At 71.8% G+C, this 10,633-nt stretch carries 9 protein-coding genes; 7 read left to right on the top strand and 2 right to left on the bottom strand.

Annotation, left to right across the window (positions count from 1 at the left end; all coding sequences use genetic code 11):
* Window positions 1-64: 64 nt before the first annotated feature.
* Both ACWGPE_RS18060 and ACWGPE_RS18055 read right to left on the bottom strand, forming a co-directional pair.
* Window positions 65-1,153: a ScyD/ScyE family protein gene (locus ACWGPE_RS18060; RefSeq protein ID WP_452049202.1), complete on the bottom strand. Its 1,089-nt coding sequence runs from the start codon at window positions 1,151-1,153 to the stop codon at window positions 65-67.
* Window positions 1,154-1,292: 139 nt separating this feature from the next.
* Window positions 1,293-1,976 (bottom strand): hypothetical protein, encoded by a 684-nt coding sequence (locus ACWGPE_RS18055; protein ID WP_231429454.1) that lies wholly within the window; start codon window positions 1,974-1,976, stop codon window positions 1,293-1,295.
* A gap of 110 nt (window positions 1,977-2,086) precedes the next feature.
* On the opposite strand from ACWGPE_RS18055, the gene ACWGPE_RS18050 reads away from it, so the two are divergent.
* The 7 genes from ACWGPE_RS18050 to ACWGPE_RS18020 all read left to right on the top strand — a co-directional run bounded on the left by ACWGPE_RS18050 (window position 2,087) and on the right by ACWGPE_RS18020 (window position 10,587).
* On the top strand, window positions 2,087-3,220 hold the full coding sequence (locus ACWGPE_RS18050) for a class I SAM-dependent methyltransferase (protein WP_452049201.1): 1,134 nt from the start codon (window positions 2,087-2,089) through the stop codon (window positions 3,218-3,220).
* Window positions 3,217-4,149 (top strand): DUF817 domain-containing protein, encoded by a 933-nt coding sequence (locus tag ACWGPE_RS18045; protein ID WP_231429457.1) that lies wholly within the window; start codon window positions 3,217-3,219, stop codon window positions 4,147-4,149. Before ACWGPE_RS18050 ends, ACWGPE_RS18045 begins: the two co-directional genes overlap by 4 nt.
* A gap of 147 nt (window positions 4,150-4,296) precedes the next feature.
* A complete protein-coding gene (locus ACWGPE_RS18040) occupies window positions 4,297-7,005 on the top strand; it encodes a beta-eliminating lyase-related protein (protein ID WP_452049200.1) in 2,709 nt (902 codons plus the stop codon).
* The gene (locus ACWGPE_RS18035; RefSeq protein ID WP_376930074.1) at window positions 7,002-8,465 is read left to right on the top strand and encodes an amino acid permease; all 1,464 of its coding nucleotides are present in this window, start codon (window positions 7,002-7,004) and stop codon (window positions 8,463-8,465) included. The genes ACWGPE_RS18040 and ACWGPE_RS18035 overlap by 4 nt, the downstream gene beginning before the upstream one ends.
* A gap of 71 nt (window positions 8,466-8,536) precedes the next feature.
* Entirely contained in the window at window positions 8,537-8,818 is a 282-nt protein-coding gene (clpS, locus tag ACWGPE_RS18030) for an ATP-dependent Clp protease adapter ClpS (RefSeq protein WP_374201158.1), read from the top strand.
* Window positions 8,815-9,348: a DUF2017 family protein gene (locus ACWGPE_RS18025; protein ID WP_452049199.1), complete on the top strand. Its 534-nt coding sequence runs from the start codon at window positions 8,815-8,817 to the stop codon at window positions 9,346-9,348. Before clpS ends, ACWGPE_RS18025 begins: the two co-directional genes overlap by 4 nt.
* Window positions 9,349-9,450: 102 nt before the next feature.
* Window positions 9,451-10,587: a DUF998 domain-containing protein gene (locus ACWGPE_RS18020; RefSeq protein ID WP_275507047.1), complete on the top strand. Its 1,137-nt coding sequence runs from the start codon at window positions 9,451-9,453 to the stop codon at window positions 10,585-10,587.
* Window positions 10,588-10,633 lie beyond the last annotated feature (46 nt).

The raw sequence follows: 10,633 nt of genomic DNA, 5'->3' as shown, positions 1-10,633 counted from the left end.
ACGTCAGCGCGTCGTCCAGCATTCGGGCGAATGCCGGACGACGCGGGTTCGTGCCGATGAGGCCTCAGCGGCCCCGGACGGGGTACGAGACGATCCGCCCGTCGCCGAAGACGCCGGCCGAGACGACCACCTTGCCGCTCTGCCACTCGACGCCGGCCGGGCTGTCGACCTCGGCGAACGTCGAGACCGATCCGTCGCGCGTGATCGCCGACACCTTGCCGCCGAACATCTGGCTGACGTAGACCGTGCCGTTCGGCGCCACCGCGAGTCCGGTCGCTCCGGCGAAGCCGGTGGCGACCAGCGCGGAGTCCCCGCTCACCGGGTCGACGCGGTAGACCGAGCCGTAGGGGAATCCGAGCCCGGGCGCACCGGGAAGGGTCGACACGTAGAGCATCCCGTCGGTGCCCATCTCGACGTCGGTCGGCACGGGCTCGGCGTCGTAGGTCAGGCCGACGACGCACTCGTCGAGCACGATCGGCTGCCCCTCGACCTCGCCGACCACGCGCATCTCTTCGGTGACCACGAGCGGCTGCGGGGGCAGCACGGCGACCGTCGAGACCTCGTCGCCGACGACCTTCAGCACCGCGTTCATGCCCGAGTCGGCGACGTAGGTCACGCCGGGCAGCGCCAGCGTGCCGTACGCGTGGGTGTCGACCAGCCCCTGGTAGCGCGGGTTCACGAACGGCGGCAGCGTCGCGGCGCACTCGTCGGAGATCTCCTCGAATCCGTACCAGCTGTCGCCGTCGGGGTTGTTGGCCTGCTCCCACGCGAGCAGGTCGATCGACGTGTCGCCGGCGGGGCCGCTCGACTTCAGCCACGACCCCTCGATCGTCTGCTCGTCTCCGGCGCGTTCGCTCCAGGTGACGGTCGGGCCGAGCACCGAGACGCCGGTCGAGTCGGGGCCCTGCGAGAGGGTCTCGCTGCTTCCGCCGGCGATGCGGGTGACCTCGCCGAGGAACGACTGGCCCACGGTGATGACGCCGTCGGCCGACAGGTCGAACGTCAGCGGGCCGACGAGGTGCTCGGCCAGCACCGTGGGCGGGCCCGAGCTCGGCGCCTTCGGCGCGGCGGTCGCCGGCGCGGCGACGGCGGTCGTCGCGCCGATCGCGACGGCGACGGCGGCGGCAGCGGTGAGTGGGATTGAACGGCGCATCGGGTACTCCGACCTTGATCGAACTGCGCATCCGCCCTTTGCGCACGCTCCGGCGCGCACGGAAAGCCTCGGGTGGGCGGATCCGCGTCCGAACGTACTCCGGTCGGGCGGGCCCCTCCACCCCCCGTTCGAGTGCGGGTCAGCGACCCCAGGCCGAGGCGGGCGCCTCGACGACCTCATACGGGCGGGAGCTCCAGTGGGTGCCGTAGCCGTAGTGGCTCGACGCCCACGGCGAGGCCCAGATCGCCTGCGCCGTCGCGTCGGCCGAGTCGCCGCGCTCGAGCGCGGCCTCGACCTCGGGGTACCGCCCCGAGCCGATGTTCGCGGCCGCGTAGTACGCCGCGTCGACGAGCGTCGCGTAGCTGCCGAGTCCGGAGCCGCCGCCCGAGCCCATGCCGTTGTTGAGCGGGTTGTTGCGGTTCCACCAGTTGTCGGCGCCGTTCTCCTGGCGCATCCACCGCATCATGAACGTCACGTTCTCGTCGGTGAGCGGCCAGCCGCCGTCGACGATCACGAGCTTCGCCCAGTCGAGGTTGGTGCCGCCCGCGATGAGCGTCTCGGGACCCGTCGACGCGACGTACGACTCGGTCGAGACGGCGGTGGCGGATGCCTCGCCGTCGACCCGCACCGACTGGGCGGCCGCGCGGAAGGAGTCGGCGGCGTCGCTCGCGGCGGCGGCCGCCTCGATCGTCGCGGGGTTCACCTGCGGGGCGAGCGACACGGTCGCGAGCAGGCCGAACACGGCGGCCGTTCCGAGTACGCCGGCGAAGCGGCGGACGAATCGCCCGCCGCGAGTCGCGCCCCCGTGCCGTTCTCGCCGCATGCGGACCCGAGGGTAGCAAACCGAGCCGGGTACCGCACCCAGCTTCCACCTCGCCGGCGGGCGGGCGAGCTCACGAGCGCCTCGAGACGTTCGCCGCGTAGCCTTGGCTCATGCCTCTCGACTTCGGCGCGCTCCGCCGACATCCCGATGTCGAGGGGCCGGGGCTCGAAGCCGTCGACGCGGCCGATCGACTCATCCTCGACGAGGCTGCCGGTCGTCTCGCGGAGAGCGAGCCCGACGCGGTCGCCGTCATCGACGACGCGTACGGAGCGCTCGCCCTCGGCGCGGCCGATGCGATCGGCGCCGACGCCGCGCATCCCGTCCGCGCGCACCAGGACCTCATCACGGGCGAACGCGCGCTCGCCGAGAACGCCGGACGACTCGGGCTCGTCGGCGCGGTCGACTCGCTGCCCCTCGCGCCCGGGCTCGTCGCCGGCGCGCGCCTCGTGCTCGCACGGCTGCCCCGCCCGCTCGACCGGCTCGACGAGGTCGCCGCGCTCGTGGCCGGCCACGCGGCATCCGGGGTCGTGTTCGTGGCGGGCGGCCGCATCAAGCACATGTCGCTCGCGATGAACGACGTGCTGCTCCGGCACTTCGAGCGCGTCGACGTCTCGCACGCGCGGCAGAAGTCGCGCGTGCTCGTCGCGTCGGGTGCCCGCACGGGGGCCGAACCCGGATGGCCCCGGCACGAGCGGCACGGCGATCTCGGCCTCGAGGTCGTCGCGCACGGCGGCGTGTTCGCGGGTGCCGGCGTCGACATCGGCACGCGGTTCCTGCTCGGCGAGCTGGGTGCGGCGATGCCGGATGCCCCGACCGCGGTCGATCTCGCCTGCGGCACCGGTGTCGTGGCCGCGTGGCTCGCGCGCGAGCGCCCGGGTGTGCGGGTCGTCGCCACCGACCGGTCGGCCGCGGCCGCGGCATCCGCCCGTGCGACCGCCGAGGCGAACGGCGTCGGCGACCGCGTCGAGGTGACGCAGGCCGACGGGCTCGAGCGGCTCGCCGAGGCGAGCGAGCGGCTTGTGGTGCTGAACCCGCCCTTCCACAGCGACGCCGCGCTCTCGACCGGCATCGCCGCCCACCTCTTCGCCGACGCGGCGCGGGTGCTCGCGCCCGGCGGCGAGCTCTGGTGCGTCTGGAACTCGCACCTCCGCTACCGTCCGATGCTCGAGCGCACGGTGGGGCCGACCCGTCAGATCGCGCGCAACCCGAAGTTCACGGTCACGGCCTCGAGGCGCGACGGGTGACGGCCGGGTCACGGCCCGGCGGCGACCCGGGTTCGGCGCACGAGCAGCAGCTCACCACGGTCGAGCGTGCCATCGACCGCGCGGCGCATCGGCTCCTCGCGGGGGCTCCCGAGCGAGGCATCCGCGCATGGCTCGTCGAATTCCTCGTCTTCGGCGCGAAGCAGGCCTGGGCGTGCGTCTTCGGGGCGGCGCTGCTCGCGGCCATCGTCGCGGCCCGCCTCTGGTACCCCGACGACGCGGTGCTCGCGCGCAACGACGCGCTCACGATTGCGGCGGTGCTGATCCAGGTGGTCATGGTCGCGACCCGCCTCGAGACGGGACGCGAGCTGTGGGTCATCGTGCTCTTCCACCTCACCGGAACCGTGATGGAGATCTTCAAGACCGACGTCGGCTCGTGGATGTACGCGGGCGACGGGGTGCTGCGCATCGCGGGAGTGCCGCTTTTCTCCGGGTTCATGTATGCGGCGGTGGGGTCGTACATGGTGCGCGTGTACCGGCTCTTCGACCTCGGCTTCACGCGCTATCCGCGGCGATGGATCACGGCGATCCTCGCGGCGCTGATCTACCTCAACTTCTTCGGGCACCACTACATCGCCGACTTCCGCTGGGTGCTGCTCGCCGCCGTGGTCGTGCTGTGGTGGCCGACGGTCATGCACTTCCGCGTGTGGCGGCGCACGCCGCGGATGCCGCTGCTCGTCGCCTTCGCGCTCGTGGCGCTCTTCATCTGGTTCGCGGAGAACATCGGCACCGCGAGCGGGGCCTGGCTCTACCCCGACCAGGCAGACGGCTGGCAGCTCGTGTCGGCCTCGAAGCTCGTCTCGTGGTTCCTGCTCATGATCATCTCCGTGGTGCTCGTGACCTGGGTGTACCCGCCGCGTCCGCCCGTTCCGTCCGCGGCCCCGGTCGCGGCGGCTGGCCGGTCGGCCTGATCCGACCGATCTCCGTCTGAGATCCCGGACGATCTGTCTGCATCTCCAGACACGAGCCGTCGTGCGACGGTCGTGCGGCGGCGTCGCATGGGGTGTCGTTGAAGGGCGGCGCGAACGTGCGGCATGCGGAGGACGAGGGAGTTCGGAGTGGCAGCGGCGGAATCCGGAGTGGCGGCGCCCGCCGGGATCCCGTCGAGCGCCTGGCGGCTCCGCAGCGACGTGTGGGAATACCTCGGCCATGTCGTCAGGCAGTCCGTCGCCGGGCCGGCGAACGCGGTCGGTCCCCTCGCGGAACCCGGTGAACTCGACGTGGCCGGTGAGTTCGCGCGGCTGCTGCCGGTGCTCGAGGCCCTCGAGGGGTACTGGGCGATCCCCGGGGTCGATGCCGTCCGCACGCTACGAGAGCTGATCGAGCGAGGCGACCTGGCCGCCGCCGCGGCGCACCTCGACGACGTGGCTCCGCGATCGTGGTTCCCGCGGCCGGCCGGCGAGGAGCCCGAGTCGGGCGCAGCCGAGACCGTCGCCGCGCCGCACGTGTTCCAGGTGCTCGTCGTCGGCAACGACGGCGACGAGGCCGAGGCCGCGATGCGGGCGTCGCTCGGCTCGCAGCGCCGTCCGTCAGATCGCCTCGCCTATGAACTCGTCTTCGTGCAGAACGTCGAGGATGCGCTCGCCGCCGTGCTCGTGAACCCCGAGCTCCAGGCCTGCGTCATCCGGCCGGGGTTCGGGTGGCGCACCGACCGGCCGCTGAGCCGCGACCTGCGCGCGTTCGTCGACGGCCACCTCGGCGGCGCGCGGCCGGCGAGCCCGATCGACCGCATCACCATGCTGGCCGAGCAGCTCTCGGCGCTGCGGCCCGAGCTCGACCTCTACCTCGTCGCGGGGGTGTCGATCGAGCGACTGGCGCACGAGCTCACGAGCCGGTTCCGGCGCATCTTCCGCACGCAGGACGCGATGGAGCTGCACCTGACCCTGCTCGCCGGGGTCGCCGAGCGGTACGAGGCGCCGTTCTTCCACGCCCTGCAGGAGTACAGCCGCCGCCCGACCGGTGCGTTCCACGCGTTGCCCGTCTCGCGCGGCGCCTCGGTGCTCGACTCGCGCTGGGTCGGCGACTTCGCCGACTTCTACGGCATGAACCTCTTCCTCGCCGAGACCTCGGCCACATCGGGCGGGCTCGACTCGCTGCTCGATCCGAGCGGATCGCTGCGGCGGGCGCAGGCCGCGGCGGCGCGGGCGTTCGGATCGCGCAAGACCGTGTTCGTCACGAACGGCACGTCGACCGCGAACAAGATCGTGCACCAGTCGATCGTGAAGCCCGGCGATGTCGTGCTCGTCGACCGCAACTGCCACAAGTCGCATCACTACGCGCTCATGCTCGCGGGGGCGCGGGTCGCCTACCTCGACGCGTACCCGCTCGACGAGTTCTCGTTCTACGGCGCGGTGCCGCTCGAGACGATCAAGTCGACGCTGCTCGCCTACCGCAGGGCGGGCCGGCTCGACGAGGTCAAGATGGTCGCGCTCACGAACTGCACGTTCGACGGCATCGTCTACGACCCCGCCCGGGTGATGGAGGAGTGCCTCGCGATCAAGCCCGACCTCGTCTTCCTCTGGGACGAGGCGTGGTTCGCGTTCGCGGCGTTCCACCCGGTGTACCGACGCCGCACGGCGATGGCCGCGGCGCGAGAGCTCGGCCGCGCGTTCGCCGACCCCGACCGCCGGGCGGCGTACGACGCGCAGCAGCGCGAGCTGGCCGCCGAGCCGGACGCCGAGCGCGCGATGCTCGAGCGCCGGCTGCTCGCCGACCCGTCGCGGGCCCGGCTGCGCGTCTACGCCACGCAGTCGACGCACAAGACGCTCACCGCGCTGCGGCAGGGGTCGATGATCCACATCCACGACGAGGACTTCGCGGCATCGAACGCCGAGGACTTCCACGAGGCGTACATGACGCACACCTCGACGTCGCCGAACTACCAGATCCTCGCGTCGCTCGACGTCGGCCGCCGGCAGGTCGAGCTCGAGGGGTACGCCCTCGTGCAGCGCCAGGCCGACCTCGCCGTGCACATCGGCCACGCCGTCGCCCGCCACCCGCTGCTGCGCAAGCGCTTCCGCATCCTGAGCACCCTCGACCTCGTGCCGCAGCGGCACCGCGAGACCGACCGGCCGATGCCCCTGCGCGACGGGCTCGCCGACATGGCCGAGGCCTGGCGGCGCGACGAGTTCGTCGTCGACCCGAGCCGGCTGACGCTCCACATCGGGCTCACGGGCATCGACGGCGACACGTTCAAGCACGAGCACCTCATGGACCGGTACGGCATCCAGGTCAACAAGACCTCGCGCAACACCGTGCTCCTGATGACGAACATCGGCACGTCGCGCAGCGCCGTCGCGTACCTCGTCGAGGTGCTCGTGAAGATCGCGACCGAGCTCGAGCACGAGTCCCGCCCGTCCGGCGGTCGCGGGGGCGTCGCCCGATCCGAACGGCGCGGCCCCGCGACGCCGCCGCTGCCCGACTTCAGCCGGTTCGCCGATCGCTTCCGCGCCGCCGGCGACCTTCCCGACGGCGACCTGCGCGCCGCGTACTTCATGAGCTACTCGGATGACGCGTGCGAGTACCTCTCGCCGGCCGAGGTGCGCCGCCGGATCGCCGACGGCGCCGAGGCGATCTCGGCGGGCTTCGTCACCCCGTACCCGCCCGGCTTCCCCGTGCTCGTGCCGGGGCAGGTCATCACCGAGCAGACGCTCGCGTTCATGGACGCCCTCGACACCCGCGAGATCCACGGGTTCGACCGCCGGCTCGGCTACCGCGTCCTCATCGAGCCGACCATTCCCGCACACCAGTTCGAAGGAGAATCGTGAGCACCACGGAGACCCAGGGCAGCCTGCGGCGCGGATTGAGCGCGCGCCACATCCGCTTCATCGCGCTCGGCTCGGCGATCGGCACCGGCCTCTTCTACGGCTCGTCCGCGGCGATCCAGGCGGCCGGCCCGGCCGTGCTGCTCGCCTACATGATCGGCGGCGCGGTGATCTTCATCGTCATGCGCGCACTCGGCGAGATGGCGGTGCGCCACCCGGTGGCCGGCTCGTTCGGACAGTACGCCTCCCGCTACGTCGGCCCCTTCGCGGGATTCCTCACCGGGTGGACCTACACGTTCGAGATGTTCGTCGTCGCGCTCGCCGACGTCACCGCGTTCGGCGTGTACATGGGCTTCTGGTTCCCCGACGTCGAGCGCTGGGTGTGGATCCTCGCGATCGTCTTCGTCATCGCGGCGGTCAACCTCGCGAGCGTGAAGGTGTTCGGCGAGCTCGAGTTCTGGTTCTCGCTCATCAAGATCACGGCCATCGTCGCGATGATCGCGGGCGGCATCGCCATCATCGTCTTCGGGCTCGCGAACCAGTCGGAGCACGCAGCCGGGGTGCAGAACCTCTTCGTCGACGGCTTCGCACCGCACGGGGTGTGGGGCATCCTGGCATCGCTCACGATCGTCATGTTCGCCTTCGGCGGCACCGAGGTGATCGGCATCACGGCGGGCGAGGCGCAGGACCCGAAGAAGGTGCTCCCGAAGGCCATCAACTCGGTGCCCGTGCGCATCCTGCTGTTCTACGTGCTCACGCTCACGGTCATCATGATGCTGCAGCCGTGGACCACGATCGACGGCAGCGCGAGCCCGTTCGTCTCGATCTTCGACGGCCTGGGCCTCACCGGCGCGGCCCACGTGCTCAACGCGGTCGTCGTCACGGCGGCGCTCTCGGCCATCAACGCCGACATCTTCGGGGCCGGGCGCATGCTGCACGGTCTCGCCGAGCAGGGTCACGCGCCGAAGGCGTTCCAGCGCACCACCCGCAACGGCGTGCCGTTCATGACGGTGCTGGCGATGGTCGGCGCGCTCCTCGTCGGCGTCGTGCTGAACATCTGGTTCCACGACCAGATCTTCTTCCTCATCGCCGCGCTCGCGACCTTCGCGACCGTCGTCGTCTGGCTCATGATCCTCGTGTCGCACCTCCGCATGAAGCACGAGATCGCGCGCGAGCGCTGGCTCCCCTCGGAGTTCCCGATGCCGTTCTACCCCGTCGCCGCATGGGTCGCGCTCGGCGTCATCGGCCTCGTGATCGTGCTCATCGGCGTCATGCCCGAGTCGCGGCCGGCGCTCGTCGTGGGCGTCGTGTGGCTCGCCGTGCTCGCCGTCTGCTATCTCGTCCTCGTGCGCGGCGCCGGTCGCCGGCGCGTCGAGCTCGTCGACGAGACGGCTGCGGTCCCGGTCGTGGGCGACGGTCCGCCCGCGGTCGAGTACGAGGACGCTGCGCGCCCCGGCGAGTAGCGCGCCGCGCGCCGGGCGACGCCCCGCTACTCGACCGACGGAAATCGTGTCAGGCTGGAGGGGTGACCGACATCCTCGAAGCACACGACCTCGACCAGGCCGCGCAGGGCGCCGCCGCGGTGCCGTGGCGCGTCATCGTGTGGGACGATCCGGTCAACCTCATGAGCTACGTGAGCTACGTCTTCCGCAGCTACTTCGGCTACCCGCGCGACGAGGCCGAGCGGCTCATGCTGCGCGTGCACACCGAAGGCCGCGCGGTCGTCGCCTCCGGCAACCGCGAGGCGATGGAGCACCACGTTCACGCGATGCACGGCTACGGGCTGCAGGCCACGGTCGCGAGGGGCGACACGTGATCGTCGCGGGCCTCGGCGGGGGAGAGGGCGTCCGGCTCGTGCTCGAGTCGGAGGAGGCGATGCTGCTCTCCGAGCTCGCCGACCAAGTCGACTCGGTGCTGCTGCTCGGCGAGCCGAGCGACCCGGCGCTCGGACGCCTGCTGCCGAGCGCCTACCCCGACGACGCCGAGGCCTCGGCCGAGTTCAGCCGCTACACGCGCGAGAGCCTCGTCGACGGCAAGCGCCAGGCCGCGCAGCGGGTGCGCGACGCCACCGCGGTCCAGGGCGACGGCATCGTGCAGATCGAGCTCGACCAGTCCGAGGCGTGGGGCTGGCTGACGTTCCTCACCGACCTCCGCCTCATCCTCGCCGAACGCGTCGGCGCGGCCGGCGACGACGCCGACGAAGAGCCCGGCGACCTCGCCGCGGTCGACGACGAGAGCGGGGCCGCGGCGTCCGAGACCCGCGACGACTACCTGCGCGCGGCGTACGAATGGGCCGGCTTCGTGCAGGGCTCGATGCTCGAGGTGCTCGACCCGACCGACCGCTGACCGACCCGACCGCGCCGCCCCGCCATCACGGTCGGCGCGCCGGTCTGCGGCAGGATGGGCAGCGACGCGCCCGCCGGGCGCCGATCGAGCGAGGGAGTCGCAGTGAGGGAAGCATCGTCGTGGCGCCGGGTGTTCGCCCGCCCGACCGAGTCGGCGGAGTCGGTCGAGAGCTTCGCGCTCGTCATCGGCACGATCGCGTTCGTCGTCGGAATCGTCGTCGCGACGCCGCTCTTCTGGGGCCGTGACCTCGCGATCTCGGGCGACGGCTCGCTCGGCGAGTTCGCGGCGCTCGCCGGCGCCCTCGTCGCCGGCGCGTCGTTCGTCGTCTCCCGGGTGCTCGTGCGCCGCGACCTCGCGCGCGGGACCGACCCGTTCGAAGTGCCGGGCGCCCGCCTGCACTGGTTCGACATCGTCGCGCTCGGCGTCGCGAACGCGGTCATCGCCCTGCTCGTCTGGCTCGGCCTCGCGAACATCCTCGAGCGCAGCTTCATCGGCGCCGTCGTCTTCACGCTGCCCGCGATCGCCCTCGCGGGCGTCGCCCTCGCCCTCAGCGCCTACGTCGGCTTCCTGAGCGGCGCGAACCTCACGCCGAGCCTCCTGTCGCTCGTGCTCGCCGTGTTCCTCGTGGTCGGCGTCATCGCCTCGATGCTGAGTGCGAGCGACCCGCTGTGGTGGCAGAAGAACCTCTCGGCGCTCGGCATGACCGACGACGTCTCGGCGTTCGCCTTCAACCTCACGCTCGTCATCGCCGGCGTCATCGTCACGACGATCGCCCGCTACGGCACGACCTCGCTGCCGGTCGAGACCGCGGTCGACCAGCGCCGGCGCCGCACCGTGCGGGTGCTGCTCGTCGTGATCGGCATCTTCCTCGCCTGCGTCGGCATCTTCCACGTCGACGACTTCTTCATCGTGCACAACTCGGTCGCGACCGGAATGGCCGTCGCGTTCGCGGTCCTCGTCTTCGCGCTCGCCCGGCTCGTTCCGCCGATGCCGAAGGCGTTCGTCGTGCTCGGGTACGTGTACGTCGCGGTGATCGTCGTGCTCGGCGTGTTCTTCGCGATCGGCTACTACAACCTCACCGCGGTCGAGCTCGTCGCGGCCGTGCTCATCTTCAGCTGGATCATCGTGTTCCTCCGCAACGTCGGTGCGATCCGTCAGCGCGACGCCGGGCGCGCGGCGGGCGCCGGTGATGGCGGCGCGGATGTCGCGGCCGGCGCGTCCGCGACGGCAGGGGCCTGACCGGACGGACCGGACACGGGACGCGAACGGGCCGGATGCCACGAGG

It is taken from the genome of Agromyces sp. NPDC055658 (assembly GCF_053618155.1).
The sequence above is the reverse complement of the archived record's forward strand: the minus strand, read 5'-3'. Positions and strand labels throughout refer to the sequence as shown.